General features: G+C 43.5%; 13 protein-coding genes. 5 read left to right on the plus strand and 8 right to left on the minus strand.

What is annotated here, in order from left to right; genetic code table 11:
- Nucleotides 1-610: 610 nt before the first annotated feature.
- Nucleotides 611-832 (minus strand): PspC family transcriptional regulator, encoded by a 222-nt coding sequence (locus tag PLE34_RS15135; RefSeq protein WP_324558300.1) that lies wholly within the window; start codon nt 830-832, stop codon nt 611-613.
- A gap of 225 nt (nt 833-1,057) precedes the next feature.
- Between PLE34_RS15135 and PLE34_RS15140 the strand changes: the two genes are divergently transcribed.
- Nucleotides 1,058-3,322 carry an aconitate hydratase gene (locus tag PLE34_RS15140; RefSeq protein WP_324558302.1) on the plus strand — a complete coding sequence of 755 codons (2,265 nt, stop codon included), beginning with the start codon at nt 1,058-1,060 and terminating at the stop codon, nt 3,320-3,322.
- A 530-nt stretch (nt 3,323-3,852) separates the two neighbouring features.
- Here the strand turns inward: PLE34_RS15140 and PLE34_RS15145 are convergent.
- The 7 genes from PLE34_RS15145 to PLE34_RS15175 all read right to left on the minus strand — a co-directional run bounded on the left by PLE34_RS15145 (nt 3,853) and on the right by PLE34_RS15175 (nt 13,672).
- Nucleotides 3,853-4,863: a metal-dependent hydrolase gene (locus PLE34_RS15145; protein ID WP_324558304.1), complete on the minus strand. Its 1,011-nt coding sequence runs from the start codon at nt 4,861-4,863 to the stop codon at nt 3,853-3,855.
- Between the two features lie 290 nt (nt 4,864-5,153).
- Nucleotides 5,154-5,993, minus strand: a complete 840-nt coding sequence (locus PLE34_RS15150; protein WP_324558305.1) for a universal stress protein — start codon at nt 5,991-5,993, stop codon at nt 5,154-5,156.
- Between the two features lie 190 nt (nt 5,994-6,183).
- A complete protein-coding gene (locus PLE34_RS15155; RefSeq protein ID WP_324558307.1) occupies nt 6,184-7,269 on the minus strand; it encodes a baeRF3 domain-containing protein in 1,086 nt (361 codons plus the stop codon).
- Nucleotides 7,270-7,427: 158 nt separating this feature from the next.
- Complete coding sequence (locus PLE34_RS15160; RefSeq protein ID WP_324558308.1) at nt 7,428-8,714, minus strand: PepSY-associated TM helix domain-containing protein; 1,287 nt, start codon at nt 8,712-8,714, stop codon at nt 7,428-7,430.
- 75 nt (nt 8,715-8,789) lie between these two features.
- Nucleotides 8,790-9,998, minus strand: coding sequence for a DUF4374 domain-containing protein (locus tag PLE34_RS15165; RefSeq protein ID WP_324558310.1), 1,209 nt, complete (start codon nt 9,996-9,998; stop codon nt 8,790-8,792).
- Nucleotides 9,999-10,024: 26 nt separating this feature from the next.
- Nucleotides 10,025-12,406, minus strand: coding sequence for a TonB-dependent receptor (locus tag PLE34_RS15170; RefSeq protein ID WP_324558312.1), 2,382 nt, complete (start codon nt 12,404-12,406; stop codon nt 10,025-10,027).
- A 558-nt stretch (nt 12,407-12,964) separates the two neighbouring features.
- Complete coding sequence (locus PLE34_RS15175) at nt 12,965-13,672, minus strand: FadR/GntR family transcriptional regulator (protein WP_324558313.1); 708 nt, start codon at nt 13,670-13,672, stop codon at nt 12,965-12,967.
- Nucleotides 13,673-13,908: 236 nt separating this feature from the next.
- Here PLE34_RS15175 and PLE34_RS15180 point away from each other — a divergent pair, with 236 nt between their 5' ends.
- From PLE34_RS15180 to PLE34_RS15195, 4 genes are all read left to right on the plus strand, one after another.
- Complete coding sequence (locus tag PLE34_RS15180) at nt 13,909-17,310, plus strand: SusC/RagA family TonB-linked outer membrane protein (protein ID WP_324558315.1); 3,402 nt, start codon at nt 13,909-13,911, stop codon at nt 17,308-17,310.
- 24 nt (nt 17,311-17,334) lie between these two features.
- The gene (locus tag PLE34_RS15185; RefSeq protein ID WP_324558318.1) at nt 17,335-18,897 is read left to right on the plus strand and encodes a RagB/SusD family nutrient uptake outer membrane protein; all 1,563 of its coding nucleotides are present in this window, start codon (nt 17,335-17,337) and stop codon (nt 18,895-18,897) included.
- A 143-nt stretch (nt 18,898-19,040) separates the two neighbouring features.
- Complete coding sequence (locus PLE34_RS15190) at nt 19,041-19,982, plus strand: dihydrodipicolinate synthase family protein (protein ID WP_324558319.1); 942 nt, start codon at nt 19,041-19,043, stop codon at nt 19,980-19,982.
- 6 nt (nt 19,983-19,988) lie between these two features.
- Complete coding sequence (locus tag PLE34_RS15195) at nt 19,989-21,143, plus strand: tRNA wybutosine-synthesizing protein 4 beta-propeller domain-containing protein (RefSeq protein ID WP_324558320.1); 1,155 nt, start codon at nt 19,989-19,991, stop codon at nt 21,141-21,143.
- The last annotated feature ends 534 nt before the right edge of the window (nt 21,144-21,677 follow it).

The raw sequence follows: 21,677 nt of genomic DNA on the forward strand, positions 1-21,677 counted from the left end.
AGGATAGAGGATCAGGAGCTTTCATAGGATGTTTGTTCAAGGGATAACTGGATTTGGTTTTTACATCGGATCCTGGACTTTTTGGTTTTTCATTGCGGACGTTTGGATTTTTGGTTTTTACATCGGACGATTGGATCTTTTGGTTTTTACATTGGATCTGGATGGTTTTTCATAGCATAAGTTTTTTCCTATTTCATTGATAAGGTTAATAAGCGTTTAATGAGGTTAGTATTATTTACATTAATCAGATCAGCTATATAACGCAGTACTGCATATAAATTGCATTCTGTTCTGCCTTTTTTGAATAACTGAAATGAATTGCTTAAAATACTAAGTACATCTACGTAACATTATATCCTTCAAACGTTTGCATTACAATAAAAGCAGGTGTACATTCCCGGTATCTTTTTCTTTCTGAATTTGAAATAGCCATACCACGCTCCTGTTAACCATTAACATATGTCAACAACGGTGTCAGCAATATTAAAACGCATAAATGCAGCGATCCAGGTGGGCACGAAGAAAATAAAACGGGAAGATCAGGGCTTTGTGTCTTAGTGTCTTAGTGGCACATCTTCTATACCGGCTCTTTTGAGTAAGCATTAACGATCTAACTGTTCTTCAGCGGGTTTCTGCGGCGGTTCCAGATATAGTTCCGGATATTAACCCAAAAGGCCAGGAACATATATATAATGATAGGTGAACCCATCGTAAGAAGGGAAATATAAATAAAGTGTTTGCGGATGGTGGTACTGGCTATTCCTATTTTTTCACCGATATAGGAGCAAACCCCAAACACCTGCCATTCAATAAAGTGCTTGAACCTGTTCATACTGCTAAATTATAAAAAATAAATAACGCTAATGCAAATGGCTTGTTATGAAACCGGCCTTTTTTTGATAATTTCGCCCAACTTTTTGAGAGCCATTCATACACGTGCCGGCGTTATATTAACGATAGTACGTTGTATGTCCTGAGTGAGAAGTGAGAAGCAAAGGTGAAACCCAGGTTCCCGGCCGGGAATGTAAACAAGTCAACCATCAAAAAATAGCTACATATGATTTTTGATCTCGATCTCATTAAAAAAACCTATGCAGGCATGCCCGCTAAAATTGCAGCGGCACGCCAACTTACCGGAACACCCCTTACCCTGGCAGAGAAAATATTATACGCCCATCTTTATGAGCCACCTGTTCGTGCCTATGCAAGAGGAAAAGATTATGTTGATTTTGCACCCGACCGGGTAGCCATGCAGGATGCCACAGCACAAATGGCCCTGCTGCAGTTCATGACCTGCGGCAGAAGCACCGCAGCGGTTCCCTCAACCGTTCACTGCGATCACCTCATACAGGCTAAAGTGGGCGCCGTACAGGATTTAAAAACCGCCGTTGACGTAAATAAAGAGGTATACGATTTCCTTGCCTCCACTTCCAATAAATATGGCATCGGCTTCTGGAAAGCCGGTGCAGGTATCATTCACCAGGTAGTGCTGGAAAACTATGCGTTTCCCGGTGGTATGATGATCGGAACCGACTCACACACCCCAAATGCCGGCGGACTAGGCATGGTAGCCATTGGCGTTGGCGGCGCCGATGCGGTGGATGTGATGGCCGGGCTGGCATGGGAACTTAAAATGCCTAAGCTCATTGGCATTAAGCTCACGGGGAAATTAAGCGGATGGGCTTCTCCTAAGGATGTTATACTGAAAGTAGCCGGCATTCTTACAGTAAAAGGCGGCACAGGCGCTATTGTGGAGTATTTTGGCGAAGGCGCAGAAAGTCTCAGCGCTACCGGTAAAGGTACCATATGTAATATGGGCGCCGAAATTGGCGCAACCTGCTCCATCTTTACTTATGATGAAAAAATGGCTGCCTATCTCAAAGCTACAGAACGCGAAGAAGTGGCGGCGCTTGCAGACGGCATTAAAGAACATTTACGTCCCGACCCGGAAGTATACGCCAACCCGGAAAAATATTACGACCAGCTAATCGAAATCAATCTTAATGAATTGGAGCCCTATGTAAATGGTCCTTTCACACCCGACCTGGCATGGCCCATCAGTAAATTTGGTGAAGCGGTAAGAGCTAACCAATGGCCCGAAAAATTAGAAGTGGCCCTGATCGGTTCCTGCACCAACTCTTCTTATGAAGATATCAGCCGCTCCGCTTCACTTGCGCAGCAGGCCATTGATAAGAATTTAAAAACAAGAGCCGAATTTACCATTACACCCGGTAGCGAAATGGTTCGTTATACCATTGAAAAAGATGGTTTCTTGGATACCTTTGACCAGATCGGCGGCGTTGTGCTGGCCAATGCCTGCGGTCCCTGCATCGGGCAATGGGCAAGACATATTGACGACCCTAACCGCAAAAACTCCATCATTACTTCCTTTAACCGCAATTTTGCCAAACGCAACGATGGATTATCCAGCACACATGCTTTTGTTGCTTCTCCCGAAATTGTTACGGCATTTGCCATTGCGGGCGACCTTACTTTTAACCCGTTAAAAGACAGGCTCAGAAATGAAAACGGTGAAGAGGTAATGCTTGATGAGCCCACAGGATTAGAACTCCCGCCCAAAGGGTTTTCTGTAGACGACCCCGGTTATGAAGCGCCTGCCAAAGACGGCAGCAAGGTAGAGGTAGTGGTAAAACCCGATTCACAGCGCCTGCAGTTGCTCGCCCCTTTTGCTGCATGGGAAGGAACAGACCTGAAAGGGTTAAAGCTGCTTATTAAAGCCAAAGGCAAATGTACTACCGACCATATTTCTATGGCAGGGCCCTGGTTAAAGTTCAGGGGGCATTTAGACAATATCAGCAATAACATGCTCATAGGCGCTATTAATTTTTATAACGAAAAAACAGATACGGTAAAAAACCAGCTAACCGGTCAATACGGGCCTGTTCCTGCAACGGCAAGGGCTTATAAAGCCGCCGGCACAGGAAGCGTGGTAGTGGGTGATGAAAACTATGGTGAGGGATCGAGCAGGGAGCATGCAGCTATGGAACCGCGCCACTTAGGCGTTCGCGCTATCGTGGTAAGAAGCTTCGCCCGCATACATGAAACCAACCTGAAAAAGCAGGGCATGCTGGCGCTTACTTTTGCCAATAAAGAAGACTACGATAAAATACAGGAAGACGATTCCATTGATATTACCGGTTTAACCGGCTTTACCCCGGGCAAACCGCTTACGCTGGTGCTGCACCATTCCAATGGCACCACTGATAACATAACGGTTAACCATACCTACAATGAGCAGCAGATACAGTGGTTTAAGGAAGGGGGGGCGCTGAACGTGATCAGGAAACAGTTTGCGAAATAAAAGCGGGCAGAGGCTGTCTAAAAAGTAATATTTTGCCACAAAGCCACGAAGGCACGAAGAAAATAAAACCTGGAGATCAGGACTTTGTTTCTTCGTGTCTTAGTAGCATGGCTTCTATACCGGCTTTGGGGGACAGCCTCTTTTCATACCGATACCGGGGTGTGAACGATCAGCCATCGGCTATCAGATGGTAACTACTAATGATGGGAATGAATACGCCTTCGGATTTCGTGATTTGTGGCTTATGGCAGTATCCGGATTCAGATGGTTTTACGCAGCGTACACGAAGAAGCAAAGGACGCAAAGAAAGGTTTACGGCTTTGGGGATACTCCTTTTCTGCTCATAGCTGGCTGTCTTCTTCGAATTTCGAAATTCCGGCTTCGGATTTGAAATTTATCGTTTGAATTTTATTTGTTTCTTGTGATTTGTTTCCTGGTGCTTCCTTCCGGATTTATAGAACAACTCACCTCACACCCACATCTTACACCTATACCTTCTACCTTAAACCCCATACCTTATACCACTTTCCTCATTCCCCCCCTATTCTTCTCATATATCCTTTGAGCACACCTCTGTTCCAACCACTGAATCGGCCGCGCTGAACTACCAGGGTATTATCTTCGGGGTGATTAAGGATATAATGAAATACAAACTTTCCCTGCGGGTTCTGCCACCCCATCATTTGCCCGAACCGCAGGTCATTGAACACCAGGGTATCACCCCATAGTTCTGCTGTATAAAATTGCTGCGAAAAACGGATGAGGTGCTGCAGCTGTTCATGATCGGCAACAGGTTTTAATAAGGAATCGTTGCGGGGAAAATATGAAAAATCTATCTGCTTTTTATTGTCTAATACAGAACGGAACCCAACATGATAGCCCGTATCGTTACCCGCTACTACATACCATAGCAGGTTAGTAAAAGGCGCCGGTGTTGTAAAATAACGGGTATAGGCGATATGCTGTTGCTGCAGGATATCTTTTACATCGCTGTTGATCTTTATTTTATTAACCGTGCACCAGCCAAGGTAAAGGAAAGGGATGAACACACCGAAACGCCACCAGAACCTGCGCCGGGGATGATAGCTGTGCAGGCTGAACAACATTACGATAGCAATGCCTGCCCAAATGGAAAAGAGCGGATCGGCAACATAGATGGCATTAAATGAAATCCGGTAATGACTAAAGGGCTCAAACCAGCCTACGCCATAATTATTAAAACCATCAAGCAACAAATGCAACAACACTTCCGTAAGAAAAAAAATCAGCCACTTACTAAAGCGGATATTATGCGGACGGTGTATTTTCTCCGCCACCAGCGCCAATACCGGTGATACCAGTAAGGCAAACAGTATGGAATGTGTAAACCCCCTGTGCGCAAGCAGGTTTTCATCTGTACTTAACCAAAAAGCGCCCAAAAAATCTATATCAGGAGCGCTATGGGCCAGCGCTCCCCACAACATCGCTTTTTTACCAAATCCCCTTCCAAAAAAAGCCTCGCCTACACAGGCGCCCAATGCTATATGCGTAAAAGAATCCATTTCAGGTTATGCACCGGTTTACAATTACAAATACACTATTCATTGCAAATGTATTACTTACCGGACTGTTTTCGCAGATGTAAGGTTTAGGGTGTAAGGCGTAAGGTGTGAGGTGTAGGGTGTAAGGTGTAAGGTGAATGGTGAGCGTTACGTTTGTTGCAAGTTACAGGGTTCATGTTACAGGGAGATGCAACCTAGTGTATCGAACCCTATACCCTGTGCCTGCCTTATACCCTATACCTTATACCTTATACCCTGCAAACTGAGACCTGTAACCTGAGACCTCCTCCTTAATTGTGCGCAATAAACACCGGGAGCTTTAATTCTTTTATCAGCACATCGGCCATGCTTGGTCTGAACCACCGCGACACCATACCACGCTGGTAAGCGCCCAGCACAACAAGCGGTGATTGCTTTTCTTCCTTCAGAAAATTAATGATCTCGGTTTCAGGTATACCCTTCATTACTTTATACGCCGCTTTGGGAAAATGCCGCTTCATAAATTCTCTCATTAATTTATTATCCGGCAAATGCAGCGACTGGCTCATTGGCTTTACCGACAGCACTTCGGCAGGATGCGCTTTTAACGCGGGCAGCATATAACTGAACATTTTAATGGCATGAACAGAAGAAGGCTCGCCATCGAATAATAAAACGAGCTTACCGAAGGGTTTATAATGCGCAGGCACTACCAGCACCGGGCATTGAACGGCCGATAAAATATCCCTGATAAACCGGGTAGGGGCCTGCTCACCCCGATTGGTAAACGTTTCATTGCCGCCGATCACTACCATATCTGCATAAATACTTTCCTGCAGCAGTCCCTGGGTAGCAATTTCCTTATTGCGGCGAACGGTGTACTGGAGTCCTGCCTTCCGGCATGCCGCTTCAAAGCCGGCCACCGCTTCATCCCTGGTTTTGGCATCTGCCGCAAGAAAGGCTTCCTGCTTTTCAGGAGAAATCCCTCCTTCTTCCCCAATCAGATCATATACTTTATAGCTCTGGTAAAACGGGTCATCAAGAAAAAGACCCACTAAGTGCGCATTATTTTCCCTGGCGATCTGAATGGCATAATCACGGGTGCTTTTGGAAAACTTTAACCCGTCAAACGCGGCAATTATTTTTTTCATACTGAGATATTATATTAATTGAATTAGGCGTATAGGTCAGGATAGATATAGACTTTACAAAAGTTAACCGGAAATTGATTGTTCATTTCAAAATAAAAACTATTACCCTCAAAACCAATATATGGTATCGGACTATTTTTTCTTTTTAAATATTACAATGGCAATGCAAAAGGATGAGAACAACACCCGATCACATATAGTTGTGCCTGTCCTTCACGAGTGCGATCTGCTGGCCACCCAGCACATCATCATCTACCATTTCAACATCACCCCCGTTTTCCAGCACTTTTTCTATAACATCATCAATGACATGCCTCACACACGAAAATTTATTAAAGGGGTTCGCGGGTGACAGTGTATCTGTTTCCGGCATTCCCGGGTTGTGTATTAAACTCTTTCCAACAACCAGCAGCCGGCCCCTGTGATGTGAAAGACTTTGCTGTACCGCCGTTATGCCATTTACTAATTGATCCTCTGTTGCCGCTTTTTCTAACTGATGGTACAAATGTTTTATTTTTATTTTATCCCAGTCTGCTATATAAGGGTGAATGATATCAAATAATGCGCCTTCAGCAGCTTTTTCATGGCTGCCTTCAATACACTCCACTATACTTTTACTATTTGCGGTTAAAGCTTTAAAATAGTCCAGCACATTTTTTTTACCCGTTACCAGCACAGGCATTGGCATAGCCGATAACATGATGGAAAGCCCTTCATCGGTATGCTGTAGAAACTGCTTTACAAAAAACGCGTTATCATCCGCAACATTTTCCATGTTTGCGGCATGCTTAAAACCGGGGATATTTCCTGCACCATTGGATTTTATTTTAATAAGCCCGGCAATATTGCCTTCATATAATGTGCTCCACTTTTCACCCAGCACCAGCACAAAATAAGCAGGTATATCTTTTTTGGCATAAACAATATCTCTTATTACAAAAAATTCATTAACGGTAATGGTTTCATTAACCGGCATATTCAAATACATTACCTTTTCAAATACAGGTGAAACGTAAATGGCAATGCTTTTTTTAAAGGTGCTGAAGTTGAGATTTTTGATGACCGTTCTTAATTTCAGCATTACCAGTCCCGCCAGGTCTTCGTCATACCCGGTTCCCATTTCCCACTCCACCTTCTTCATGGCTTTCCGGAGCTGCTGCATGATATCATCCTTACGCTGTATAACAGGCTCAAAAGGCATAATAATGGAAACTGCGGGCCAATGCCGCTTTTTTTCGTGTACTGCAGGAATGGATGTAGAAATATTGATTTGCATAACGGAGGCTTTGTTCCAAACTTACGCTTTACTCCAAATACTAACAATGATGCTGATCAACAGGTATTATGATCTAACTCAAATATTTCAAAAACGGCAATTATTTTACAATTCCGCGACAAATAAAAAAGGGCACAGTGCAACACCAAACGCAATACTCAGTCAAAAACCGGCAGCAGCATTTTCCGGTATTTCTTCTTGGTTTCATTGCCGGTGATCTGGCGTAGCTTTCTATGAATGCTTGTTGATTTTACCAAGGAGGCAAAATTTGGTAAAAACGAGCTAATATTTATTTGTAAAAGGCAAAGCATATCAGGCATATTGTGCTTTTGGTTGTTTAACCGGTTTTTCCTGACACTTTTTTTCTTCTTGCCCCACCATACCAAAAAGCCGGTAACAGGCAGGCTGGCACAAATTAAGCTGGCTAAGAAAAACAAGATTTTAACAGGTAAGCCGCCAAAAGCTCCCACGTGGAGCGTATAGTTAGAACGTCTGAGATAAAGTGCGAAGTCTTCATCCTTCATTTTTTTCTGGGTAGAAGCAACCGGTTCCAGGCTGTGCTGATCCAGGTTTACATAACGCCAAACACCATTGCGCATATCCACGCACAAGGCTATTACATCTGATGCTTTTTGAGGAAAAGATACAATGATGGCATCTTTGTTATATTCTCCGATTTCAGTAATTCCTTTTTCCCATGCCATATCAACCTGAGATAAAGGAACAAGGGTATTGTGAAGGGTTGTATCAGATTTTGATATAATTCTTTCTTTTATGGTACCTCCTGTGGCTACGAAAAAAGCATTAGAAAACCATGCAAAACTCATGATTAAACCCGTTATTGCAAAAACCAGTGAGATAATGACGGCATAAAACCCCAGAACATTATGCAAATCGTAGTTTACCCGTTTAAATTTTGCCCGCCATTTAATTTTAAAACTCTTATTTACACTTGATCGCTTCAGATTTTTTGGCCACCATAGTATTAAACCTGTAATCAACAGGATAAAAAAAACAAAGGTTGCCCAGCCCACAATGGGACCTCCGATAGCTTCGGGCAGCCATAAATGAAAATGTCCTTCCTCAATAAAATGAAAAAAATCTTCGTGATCTACCATAGCCACTATTTCGGCGGTGTAAGGGTTAACATACACTAACGTATCGGAGTTCATGCTCATGCGAACCGTACGTTCTGCCCCATAATAAAAAGCCGAACGGATCTCTTTTTCGGGAAACGCCTTTTTTACTTCTTTGTACAAGGCAGATGGTGGCAGATAGCTTCCATTAGCTGGTTTCTGTACATGTAACCAGGGGGAGCTTAAACTTTTTATTTCCTGCTCAAAAACCAATATACAGCCCGTTATCCCTAAAATAACGACAACAATACCCGATACCAATCCTAACCAAAGGTGCAACCAGGCATTTATTTTTTTGAGAAGTGCCATATCAAAAAGGGGACTTGGAAATAAAAACATACGGAGCTATCGCAAATGCACAGCTCCGTATAATTAGAAATATTGTTACTTAATTCTGTATATCCTGCCAACATTGTCTACACCTTCCAGCTTCAGGCCTTTTTTAACTGTTGAAGTTGCCGGATCATATTCATACACATAATAGCCGTCTCCTGCGTTGGTTGCAATGTAGGCTTTGCCGTCATCAATCAGCACATTCCATTGGTATGCACCACTTCTGCTAACCGGTATATCAATACGTGTTTTGCTTTTGTTAATAAAATCTACTGCATAATAGCTGGCAGTATTTACAGCACTATAATCTGCATAAGCGGCAAGCCTGGTTTTGTCCAGTACTTTAACAATTGCTTTTCCATTGCCCAAATCATATAAACCGATGGTTTCTTCTTTATCAGGGTCTGTAAGCTCGTAGAAATAACTGTCGTCTATTTGTGTGCCGCCATCTAATACCCTGAAGATACCATTAGGAGCACCGATGTTGCCAATTGCCCAGAAAGTAGGTGAAGTAATGAAATAAGCCGAACCATTATATACCAAATTACTTTGTGTGAATAAACCATAAGGGCTTGGATAATTGAACCTGTCATCACTGCTTATGGTAACATCAGTTACATTAGGGTAATCCATGGAAGCCACATAAGCCTTTTCGGGCAGCTCATCGTTGGCTTTTATCTGTTTCAGATAGGCAATGTACAGCTTGCTGCCTACAAAAACCGCATTACATCCCCAATAATAATCCTCTGCAACAGCCGGCGCCGGAATATTAATATCACCACTTCTGGTAATGCTCATGCTTTCTACATTAAGTTCCGCATATTCAAACCTGTTGTTATTGAGATTAAGCATCACTAATGTTTTGCTGTCTTTCCATGTAAAGAAACCAGACCAACCGGCCATTTGTATTTGTGTAAAAGGTGTTTCGGCAATAATGTTGGTTGTTTTATTGTCTGACGTAAATTTAACCAGGCTTGGTGAGCTGTAGTCTATTGCATAATAATAGCCATCCCTGGAAGTAAATACAGATAATGTTGTGGCAATACCGTTATTAACGGTAGTTAGTGTTCCCTCTGTTACGGAACCCGTTTGTACTACATAAGTGGCCGCAGGTGTTCCGGTAGTAACCAAAAAGCCGTATGTTTTTTCTACAGGAGGTTCTGTTTCATCTTCAGTATCTGCTTTATCTTTTTTACACGCGGTAAATCCGAATAAGACAGCGGTTATTGCAAAAATCAGGATTTTGTTTTTTTGAAACATGATATTACGTTTTAATGAGCGAATTTTTATTTGATGAAATATCTTAGTTTAAAGAATACAGACCTTCCCGGTTTTTGAAGCCGGAAATTGTCGTAAGCGAGCTCGTTGGTTATATTAAAAGATTCTACAGAAATATTGTATCTGCCATTCTTTAAAGAATAGGACAATGAAACATTGTGTATGAGTTGTGCAGGAATTTTGTTTTTTGATTCGCGGCTGCCCAGGCTCTCCCATGAAATGTAAAACCAGTGTATGTAGTTTACCGAGTAGTTCAACTGCAAACGGGTATTTTTTCCTATCAGGTTGTCTTGCCCTACACCCAGCCTGGCATTACCAAAGAACCAGGGCTGGTTGGGGATCCGGTCTCCGTATACAGGATCTTCCATTCCTGTAAGTGGATTAATTTCCCGGTTATTGATGGCGTTTTGGTAGCTCGCATTCACTGTAAAGTCAAGCAGCTTGTTGTACCTGTAACCCAGTTCGCCCTCAAGTCCTGTTACACGGGCTATCCCCACATTGGAATAGGTAGAAAATCTACCTCCCGGCGTGGAGAATATCAGGTTTTTGACATTCCGGTAAAAAATACCAGCTTCCGCAGAAAAGCGGTGCTTGCCTGGTTGATGAGCATAATACGCTCCCAAATTGATATTGTCACTTTCTTCCGGTTGCAGCTTAATGTTGGCAGCTACACTGATGCCGTCGCCAAAAAATTCCTCCTGCTCCTGCAACCGGTAGGCATGTTCAATAGAAAGCTTCACCCCGGCATTTTCGGTAAGCTTGTACCTCGATGCCAGCCCATAACCCCAATAGCCTTTATGACTGGTGGTATCCCTTCTTCGGTAAGGTTCTTGCTGGGTAACAAAAACAACTTCTCTTGCCAGTATATTCAACCCGAAGTATTTTGCGAAAAGTGTGTTGGTGAACCTGCTGGCAAATGAATTGTGCTGGTAGGCCAGTCCAACCACATTTTTGGTAAAATAATTAGGCTGATAAAAAGGATTCTGTTCTTTCGGGCGCAGCTCTTCTTTTGATGACCTTGTCAAACGGTTGAAAGTATAGCTCAGGTTCAGATTCTGGTTGTCGTTAATCTTATAGGTAAAATTAGTTCTGGCAATTGCCGCAACATTTTTCCAGTGGGTCAGCGTTTTAACATCCCTCAATTCGCCGGCAATCGTTTCAGATCTGATTATTCCGGCCCAGCCATAAACATAAGAAGAGGTATCCACCACATCAGATCGGTCAATTGACACATTGGCTGCAATGTTGGCTGTAAGGTCTTTCAATAAAAAGTCGGTCTTTTTATACTTCAGGGAAGTCATATAAAAATTTCCCTTTTGATAGGCCGCCCCATAAACGTTGTTCTGGCTGGCTCCCGTTTGAAGTTCGTTGTAGAGATTGGAATAAGTAAACCCGAGACTGATTTTATCTGCCCAGGATTTGTTGTTAAGGCCAACCTCAACCTGGCCCATAGAAGAACGGTATGCATCATGGAAACGTCGCATATCTTTATAAACAAATTGATTGTTTTCAACAACCTTGATGGCGGCATCGTTTTTGGGGTTATTCCGCATCAGATAATTATTGTCGGAATAGTTATGATAGCCGCTGACATTGAATACAAGCCCGGTTCTATTGTCTGTTAATCTACCCGACACCGCTGCCCTGCTGGTATTGAACGAGCCATAGCTCAGGCTGGCATCAAGAAATTTTTTGGTCTGCTGGTCGGTAATTACGTTTACTGCCCCGCCAAGCGCATCAGAACCTAATTCTATCGGAACCACGCCTTTATATACTTCTATGCGTTCGGCAAGATTAACCGGAATGTTATTAAGCGACATGCCGCCGCCGAAACTCTCCATAGGAATGCCATCTAAAAAAAAGCGTACTTGTTTTCCTGACAGCCCATTAATGGAAAAATTAAAATTAGACCCAAGTCCTCCCTGCTCACGTACACGCACACCTGTAGTAAGATTCAGCACCTGATTAATGTCGGCTGTAGTATTGGCAAACTGCTTTGTTTCTACCACATTTACAGAAAAGCCGGAAGCCTTTACCTCCTTAGCTTTATTGACTGCAATAACCTGAACATCCTTCAATTGCCCTCCATCCTTTACCAGCAGAAATTCCAGCTTAGCATGCTGTGTTGCATTTACAGTTATTTCCTGTGATTGATATCCTGTATAAGAAACAACAAGTGTAATCTTTGCAGCCTTTGGAACATTTATTTCAAAATACCCTTTTTCATCAGTTACAGTTCCCTGGGTAGTACCTTTAATCAATACAGAAGCATCCGATACCGGTCCCCCGCTATCTTTAACATAACCGCTGATTTTTGAGGAGCCTTGAGAAATTGCAGCGTAAGGAAGACTATATAAACAAACGAGCAATAAAAAAATACGTATGATCATTACAATACCTGCAGTTTATTTTGAATTAATGATAAATAGCAAACAGAATATAAGTTTAGCCTAATTAAACGGCTGCAAAAGTATGGGCAAAAGCAAGCATTACCTTACGCAAAAGGAAGCATTACTTTACGCAAAGCGGAAAATCTTGCAATGAAGATTTTGACTCAGGGATAAATCAACTTTTTTTACAAAAGCATGACATAACCGGTTGGGAAATTTTTATCTGCCGGGTTATCAAAAAATTTATCTGAAATAATCAACAGATGCAAGAATTTCCCTGGATCGGCTTAATGAAATACATGAACTGGAAGAGGAGGAACCAACAGGCAAACAGTTTAGTTATACACTACCCGAGAACAAAAGCATTTCTATCGCAAATCTCAGCTACACTTATCCCGGCGCAGGCAACGAACGTGTTTTGCGCCATATCAACAAATTCAATATCATTCAGAGCTTACCGTGCAAGCCGATATTGTAACGGCTAAAATGAGACTGTTAGAAAGGTTGTTTAATAATATGCGAAACAGGTAACCAAAAACTGATAACCTGCAACTTTCCTCAGTCAAATATCCGGGCAAAATGATTTTCAAGATGGTTGCGCATGGCGTTGCGGAACAATTCGGGTGTGCCTTTTTCAAGGATGTCAACCAGTCCTTTATGCGAAACAAATGTTTTGAGATGCGTTTGCTTTTTCAGCAACCCGCTTTTATGCACATAGTCAAAAACCGGCAGCAGCATTTTCTGGAATTTCTTCATGGTTTCATTGCCGGTGATCTCATACAGCTTTCCATGGAAAGCAATTTCGTGTTCTATATTAAATAAATGGTGATCGGTTATCTTAGGCTCCTTGCTCACAATTTTCCTTAATTCCCTGATATCCTCTGCGCTGATACGTTCAAATATAAAATCAGCCATACCAATTTCCAGCACCAGCCGTATCTCAAACATCCCCTTCAGGGTTTTCTGGTCGAGTACATGCGGATTCATGCTTTTACTCATAATACCAAACAGGTCGGGACTGGTGATAACCGCTCCTTTTTTCTTTTTGGATTCAATTAATCCCATCATCCGCAAGCGCAGCAAAGCCTCCCGTATAACGGTACGGCTAACACCCAGTGTTTCCGCCAGCTCAAGCTCCTTTGGTATGGAGTCGCCTACTTTCAGCTTCTTTTGCTGTAATAATTCAACGAGGTTCGCTTCCACCCTGTCTACTAAAGTGCTGGTATCTACCGATTTAAAACTTTCTTTTATAATGGCTACAGTCATAATATATGCAACTTAATATTGAAACAAATGTATTTAAATTTTTATGCCTCCTCTTTTTTTCAAAAAACACCTCAGCTTTCCTGGTTACCGTACGAGTACCCTCAAACACACGCCGTTCCACAATAATTTTTACCCTGAATAAAAAAAAGGTCAAAAAGTTTTGGATATAAAAAAAATCTGCTTACTTTTATTATGTCATACATAATACAAATATACTAAATTTTAAAAACTGCTGTATGAGAATGTTTAATTTAAAATCGGGTTTACTACTTATAACCTGTATTTGCTTTGTGCTGTCCGGCTGGGCACAGGTTAAAAAATTTTCCGGGAAAGTTACCGCGCAGGACGGAAGCCCGTTATCGGGTGTAAGCGTTACCGTTAAAGGCAAAGCTACCGGCGTTTCTACCAACCTGGAGGGTATTTTTACATTAGATGCTTCCGAAGGGGATGTGCTGGTGTTTAGCTCGGTGGGGTTTAACAACGCCGAATTCACACTCGGATCTTCCGATGTGATAAACATCAGGCTGGATGCAAGTGATTCCAAGTTAGATGAAGTGGTGGTGGTAGGTTATGGTACCGCTAAACGGTCCAAGCTTACTTCTTCCATATCCAAACTCGACAACAAAGTGTTGGAAACCGGGCTGCGTTCTAACCCTGCGCAGGCCTTGGCCGGAACCATTCCGGGATTAAGGGTTTCCACAGGCACAGGAAGACCGGGCTCCTTACCCGCTATTATTCTCAGGGGCGGCACCAACTTCGATGGTTCCGGCAGCCCTTTGATATTGATGGACGGGCAGGTTCGTGGTTCCCTGAGTGATATCAATCCCGAAGATATTGCGAGCATGGAAGTGCTGAAAGATGCTTCCGCCACCGCCATTTACGGCGCCCGTGCCAGCAATGGTGTGATCCTCATTACTTCCAAAAGAGGAAAAAGCGGTCAGTCGTCCATAACCATAGATGCCAAAAGAGGAACCAGCTATTTAAATATTCCCTACAACTTCCTGAGCGCTGAAGATTATATTAAATGGAGCCGCATGGGTGTGGCACAGGCCATCATTAACGGAACATTTGGTACAGTTTCCACCAATACAGCACTTTCAGGCGTTGGCCCCAGGGCAACCGGTAATTTATACAAAGATCCCGTAACAGGCGCTATCTTAGATGGCAATTACGACAACAGGGCTATATGGAGCGTAATGCGTTTAAATGATGTAAACCGTGAACTGCTTGGCCAGCCAGGCTGGAAACAAATGAAGGACGCGGTACCAACCAATGCTGCAGGGAACTATGATCCCAACGGAACGTACGCCGATCTTATTTATAAGGATTTTAATTATGGCGATTACGGCTTATATAAAAAAGCCACTGTGCAGGAATACAATATAGGTATGAGCGGCGGAAACGACCGGGGCGCCTATTTTGCCAATCTTGGTTATTATGATGAAGATGGTTTATCGCTTAAAACATTTTACAGGCGTTTAACCTTTACCCTCAACGGGGATTATAAAATAAAAGACTGGCTAAAGTCGGAAAGCAGCCTGCAGTTCAACAAGGCCAACTGGAGAGACCAGTCTTTACAAAATGGCGAAGGAAATTACTGGGGCCGCATGCTTTCTGCTCCTCCAACCATGCGGGGAACCAATGCGGATGGGGAATTTATTCTGGGGCGTGATGCCAGCGACGGCAATCCCCTCGTTAACATTGATAAATACAAAAGGAACAACCAAACAGATAAATTTACCCTGGGACAATCGCTTCGTGCAGACATCATCAAAGACCTGTATGTAAAGGTAGGGGCTATATGGATGTACGATGAAGGTTTCGCGGAATCCTTTAACCAGGACTTCCGTACCGGCTTATTGAGCAGAACCAACCCCAATACAGGATGGAACCGTACAAGGTTCAGCGATGCATCGTTCGACAGAACGATCCGCCAAACCTATAACGCCATAGCTAATTACAGTACTACTTTCCTGGGTAAAAACAATATAGACGCCATGGCGGGATTTGAGTATTACGATGCCTATTCCAAAGGTGTTTATGCCGCCGGCAGCCAGGCGCCCACGGATGATTTCCAGGACTTACAGTACACATTGAATAATGCAACAACCCAAACCCGCAGCACAGACAGTTACCATAACCGGGACCGGATCATGTCGGGCTTTGGACGCCTGTTGTACGACTGGGATGGAAAATACCTTGCCAGCTTCACGGTGAGAAGAGATGGCGTTTCCCGTTTAACGGGCGACAACCAGTATGGAACATTCCCTGCCGCTTCAGTAGGCTGGATGGTACATAAGGAAAATTTTATGGTATCCACCGGGAGTTGGTTATCCTACCTGAAGCTCAGGGCAAGCTGGGGTAAGAACGGAAATATTGGCATAGGAACCAGCAACGCGGTTGGCCTTTATGAAGTGCAGGGTTCCTATGGCTCGCAAACTCCCTACAACGGTAATATTGGTTTTTTACAAACCAGTCTGGCTAATCCTGCATTGCGTTGGGAAAAAACAAATACCACGGAAGTGGGCGCCGATATGGGATTTTTTAATAACAGGTTAAATGTTTCCGCGGCATACTACAACCGGATCACGGATGATAAGCTGGCTTTTGTAAGTCTGCCTACATCTTCGGGTATATCAAGCATCAGAACCAATAACGGAAGCATGCGCAACCGTGGATTTGAAATTGAGCTTGGCTATAAAATTATACAGCAAAAAGACTTAACATGGCAGGTAAATGCCAATGCGGCCTGGAATAAAAACATTATCCTGAAGCTTCCCTTTAACGGCAATGACAAAAACAGGCAGGAGGGTACTCAGATTTATGATCCTAACACAGGACAACTGATATGGGTTGGCGGTTTCCAGGAAGGGCAGGAATGGGGTGAAATATTTGGCTTTGTATCTGAAGGGATCATCAGAACCCAAAAAGATCTGGAAGACTATAATAAGTTTGACGAAGCGGCCAAAGCAGCATATTCAAATGGAGGGGCCGGAAGAGGCGTGGCCAGCCAGCAATTAATAGATCAATACAATTTAAACGCAGGTGGCCTGAGCTATATACCTACACAACTGGGCGATGTAATGTGGAAGGATATTGATAAGAATGATACCATTGATTATCGCGACAGGGTATCGCTGGGCCGTACGCTTCCACGCTGGACAGGCGGGTTTAATACTACAGTATCCTGGAAAGGATTGAGCCTTTTTGTCCGTTTGGATTTTGCATTTGGACATATACAGCAGGATTTCATGCAATTGTGGTCGCTGGCAAGCGCCCAGGGAGAATTTAATGCAACTGATATTGTAAAACAAACCTGGACGCCTGAAAACCCGAATGCTAAATATCCAAGGTATTCATGGGCCGATCAGTTAAACACAAAGAATGTTGACAGACCCAGCAGCATGTTCTATGTGAATTCAGGTTACCTCGCATTCAGGGAAGTTTCATTAAGTTATTCATTGCCTGCCGCTTTATTAGAAAAAGCAAAGATCAGCGGACTAAGGTTAACAGTTACGGGTCAAAACCTGGGATATTTGACCAATGACCTGTTGAATTTACCCGAACGTACTGGTTTTCAGAACAGCGCCTATACTATACCAACACAATTGGTTTTTGGAGCTAACCTGACCTTTTAATTCATTTTAATAAACGCACTGATCATGAATAAGTTTAAATATATAGTATACATAGCCCTGATAGCCGTTGTCGCTACTTCCTGCCGCAAAACATTAGAGCTTGCTCCGGAAGATTATTACGGGGACGGGAATTTCTGGCAGAATGAAGCCCAGGTAACCAATTTTATGGTGGGACTGCATAAGCAGTTCCGCGATAACCAGTTTATGTTCTTACGCCTGGGTGAAATGAGAGGCGGTGGTTTCAGTAATGAAGACCGTCAAAACACTTCACTGAGCGAATTAACGATCATTAACCAGGCAATTGAAGAAACCTCGGCCGGCGTTGGCAGTTGGGCCGGCCTTTACGGCCCCTTCCTCCAGTTAAATCTTTTCATCCAGAAAGTGGAAGCGTCAGATTTTCTGGCTGCCGACAAAAAAAATTATTTGCTGGGACAGGCTTATGCCATGCGGGCTTATTATTATTTCCATTTGCTTCGTACCTATGGCGGTGTTCCCATACGGCTGGAGCCTGAAGTATCAAACGGCAATACCGATCCGGTTGCATTACGAAAGGAAAGAGCTTCAGAAGCTGATGTGCTGGCGGCTATTAAAGCAGATGTAAATAAATCCATCAGTTTGTTTGGTACTGCCGGTGCCCTTGCAGATAAAAGTCAGTGGAATCCTTCAGCAGCGTTAATGTTAAAAGGTGAAGTGTATTTGTGGTCTGCAAAAGTGTATAATACTACAGCAGATCTGGCAGAAGCAAAATCAGCATTGAACGCAACAGCGGGTACCTCATTGCTTCCCAATTTTCGGGATATATTCAAAAACAAGAATAACGGCGAGATCATTTTAGCCGTTCGTTACCGCGACGGTGAAGCAGAAATGGGCACCGCCTATTCGTATTTCCTGTACTCTACTTTTAATTTTGATAACCTGCACGTAAAAGATTCTACAACACTTGGCCCCACCCTTGTAGATCCCCTGAATATTGCCAGCGCACCCGCACAGATCATCCAGCGTTATGCTTATACCTTTGAACTATTCCAGTCGTACAACATTGCCGATACCCGCAGGGATGCCACTTTTTATGATTATTATAAAACCAGCGCCTCAGGTTCGGATGTTATTGTTACCGTTCGCAACACCGCCCTGGTGAAATTCCCGGGAGAAATGAATGCCGCAAACCGGAGAGTATTTACGGATGACTGGCCGGTTTACCGTGAGGCAGACAGGCTGCTGATGCTGGCCGAAATAACCAATGCAGAAGGCGGAGATCCTTCATCCTATATACAGCAGATCCGTGACCGGGCATTTGCAAATGCCGACCCCACACCCTTTGTGAGTGGCACGCAGGATGCCAATGAGCTGGCTATATTTGAAGAACGCAGCAAAGAGTTTGTATACGAAGGGAAACGCTGGTACGATATCCGCAGGATGAAGTATGGCGGCGACCCGCTGGTATTTATCAGCCCCAGTCATCCTTATGGCGTATTGGATAAAGGCACGCAGGCCTACAAAGTGTTGTGGCCGATAGAAACGGCTATCTGGACGAATGATCCGCTGGTTGACCAAACACCGGGCTATGCCAGCTCCAAACCCAAATAACAGGTTCAATTCAGCGGGTTGAAAAATTTTCAATCTGCTGAATGCTATACACTTTTTATCACAGATAACTTATACCGGGAATATTCCTGTTCCCGGCTTAACTTACCCGTTTATATTTTTATTGACGACCTTAACAAAAAAACATGAATAACCAACACCTCAGCGGACTTATTGCAGCGCCCTTTACACCCATGCTCGCCAATGGCGCCGTGAATACCGCGATCATTTCCGCTTATTATGCCATGCTGAAAGCGAACGGCGTTACCGGCGCCTTTATTTGTGGCTCTACCGGAGAAGGCGTTTCCATGACCATGGCAGAAAAAAAAGCGGTAGCCCAAGCCTGGGCTGCTGCAACCAAAGACGATGATGATTTTAAAGTGATGCTTTTCCTGGGAGGAACAAGCATTGCAGACTGTAAGGAACTGGCCCTGCATGCAAAGCAAATTGGCTTATACGCTATATCTTTTACAGCACCCTTTTATTTTAAACCTGCCAATGCTGCAATGCTGGCAAAAGCCTGTGCGGAAGTAGCATTGGTGGTAACCGATATGCCTTTTTATTATTATCATATCCCTGTGCTTACCGGCGTAAACATTGCCATGTACGATTTGCTGCAGGAGATAGACGGTAAGATACCCAACTTCGCAGGCATCAAATACACGCACGAAGACTTTATGGATTTTCTTTCGTGCATGCGTTTTCAAAACGGGAAGTATGATATGCTGTGGGGCCGCGATGAAAATATGCTTTCGGCACTGGTTTTGGGTACCAAAGGCGCAGTAGGCAGCACATTCAACTATGCGGCGCCGTTATACTATAAGCTGATTGACGCGTTTGATAACAATGAGCTTGAAAAAGCAAGGGCATTGCAGCAACAATCCATTGACATGATCCGCCTGCTGGGTAAATACGGCGGCATAGCTACCGGCAAAGCCTACATGAAGCTCGTTGGCGTAGATTGCGGTGAATTCCGCCTGCCGGTACAAAATATGACGGCTGCGGAATTTGAGCTGTTTAAAAAAGATGTGGCTGCCATAGGGTTTGACCGTTTTGCTTCGGTGAGCAGGGCGGCTCATAAAGTGTAACAACACATGATGAAACTCTCTTTACTTATTTTCTTAAGCAGTATGATGATGCCGCTCCATTCCTGTAAAAACCAGGAACAAAAATATACTATGGCCTGGCGTATTGCCGGTGAACTGCCCCCCCTGCCCGGACAGGAAAAAGCGATCGGGCTCGCGGGGCCTGTTGCAGGTGTTACCAACAATGTATTACTGGTTGCCGGCGGCGCTAACTTCCCCGACAGTCTTCCCTGGATGGGCGGAAAGAAAAGATATTACGCTGAGGGTTTCGTGATGAAAAGAATACAGGAAGATTCGCTATCGCTCTATAAAACATTTTCTTTGCCTTATCCCCTGGCATACCCGGCCTGTGCCTCCACTCCCATGGGAATTGTATGCGCTGGCGGCGAAAATCCGGAAGGCGTTAGCTCCAAAGTGATGCTGCTGCAATGGGGTGATCATAGCGATAGTGTGATCATCACAAACTTACCTGATCTGCCGCTCCCCCTCAGCAATGCCGGTATTACTATACACGATAATATAATATACCTTGCAGGCGGCGAAAACAGCGACAGCGCTTCCAGCGGTTTTTATAGTCTGGACATTACAAATGCCGCTGCCCGATGGAATACTTTACCCAGCCTGCCCTATGCTGTTTCCCATGCCGTGGTTGTTGCGCAATTTGCTGCCGGCAGCCCTTCGGTATATGTATTGGGTGGCAGAAAGAAAAACAGCAATAGCATCAGCGATATCTATGCATCCGCTTATGCATTTGATCTTAACAAAAAGGAATGGAAGGAAATTAAATCATTGCCCTACAGACTGTGTGCCGGAACGGGTATAGCTGCAGGTAAAAATGAGATATTATTGTTTGGCGGAGATAAGGGAGAAACTTTTCATAAAACAGAATTATTAATAGGCGCCATCAATGCAGCTACCGATACAGCAGAACAACAGGACCTGATCCGGCAGAAAAATCAATTACAAGCTGCACACCCCGGGTTTAGTAGGGAAGTATTGCGCTATAATACAACAACGGATAATTGGACAAATACCACTACTTTACCTTTTGAAGCACCTGTTACCACTACCGCCATTTTATGGAACAACGATGTGGTAATACCCAACGGAGAAATAAGAGCAGGCGTGCGCACACCTGAAATATGGATGAGGAGAATACAGTAGGTTGCAGGTTACAGGGTGCAGGGTACAGGGTACAGGTTTCAGGTTTCAGGGGATTGCCGGAACAGCTACATGTTTGAAGGCAGGAATAAAAAACCTATGTGCAACTATCTGCCTATGACCTTATATGATAAAATAAAAATTGAATACATAGGCACAATAGAAACATAGGAACACAATAGAATAAACCCTATGTGCAACTATGTGCCTATGATCCTATGTGATAAAAAATACATTGAACACATAGGCACAATAGAAACATAGGAACACAATAGAATAAACCCTATGTGCAACTATGTGCCTATGATCCTATGTGGTAAAAAATAAAGAAACGAAACACATAGACACAATAGAAAATTCTAAAATGCTATGTGAACCTATATGCCCTATGATCCTATGTGGTAAAATAAAAATTGAACACATAGACACAATAGATACATAGAAACACAATAGAATAAACCCTCTATGTACAACTATGTACTTATGATCCTATGTGGTAAAAAATAAAGAAACGAAATACATAGAAACACAATAGAA

It is taken from the genome of Agriterribacter sp. (assembly GCF_035445465.1).
Lineage (GTDB): Bacteria > Bacteroidota > Bacteroidia > Chitinophagales > Chitinophagaceae > Agriterribacter.

Coding starts and splice junctions, on each gene's coding strand:
- PLE34_RS15135 (WP_324558300.1), bottom strand. CDS start 832: ATGAACAGGTTCAAGCACTTTATTGAATGGCAGGTGTTTGGGGTTTGC.
- PLE34_RS15140 (WP_324558302.1), top strand. CDS start 1,058: ATGATTTTTGATCTCGATCTCATTAAAAAAACCTATGCAGGCATGCCC.
- PLE34_RS15145 (WP_324558304.1), bottom strand. CDS start 4,863: ATGGATTCTTTTACGCATATAGCATTGGGCGCCTGTGTAGGCGAGGCT.
- PLE34_RS15150 (WP_324558305.1), bottom strand. CDS start 5,993: ATGAAAAAAATAATTGCCGCGTTTGACGGGTTAAAGTTTTCCAAAAGC.
- PLE34_RS15155 (WP_324558307.1), bottom strand. CDS start 7,269: ATGCAAATCAATATTTCTACATCCATTCCTGCAGTACACGAAAAAAAG.
- PLE34_RS15160 (WP_324558308.1), bottom strand. CDS start 8,714: ATGGCACTTCTCAAAAAAATAAATGCCTGGTTGCACCTTTGGTTAGGA.
- PLE34_RS15165 (WP_324558310.1), bottom strand. CDS start 9,998: ATGTTTCAAAAAAACAAAATCCTGATTTTTGCAATAACCGCTGTCTTA.
- PLE34_RS15170 (WP_324558312.1), bottom strand. CDS start 12,406: ATGATCATACGTATTTTTTTATTGCTCGTTTGTTTATATAGTCTTCCT.
- PLE34_RS15175 (WP_324558313.1), bottom strand. CDS start 13,672: ATGACTGTAGCCATTATAAAAGAAAGTTTTAAATCGGTAGATACCAGC.
- PLE34_RS15180 (WP_324558315.1), top strand. CDS start 13,909: ATGAGAATGTTTAATTTAAAATCGGGTTTACTACTTATAACCTGTATT.
- PLE34_RS15185 (WP_324558318.1), top strand. CDS start 17,335: ATGAATAAGTTTAAATATATAGTATACATAGCCCTGATAGCCGTTGTC.
- PLE34_RS15190 (WP_324558319.1), top strand. CDS start 19,041: ATGAATAACCAACACCTCAGCGGACTTATTGCAGCGCCCTTTACACCC.
- PLE34_RS15195 (WP_324558320.1), top strand. CDS start 19,989: ATGATGAAACTCTCTTTACTTATTTTCTTAAGCAGTATGATGATGCCG.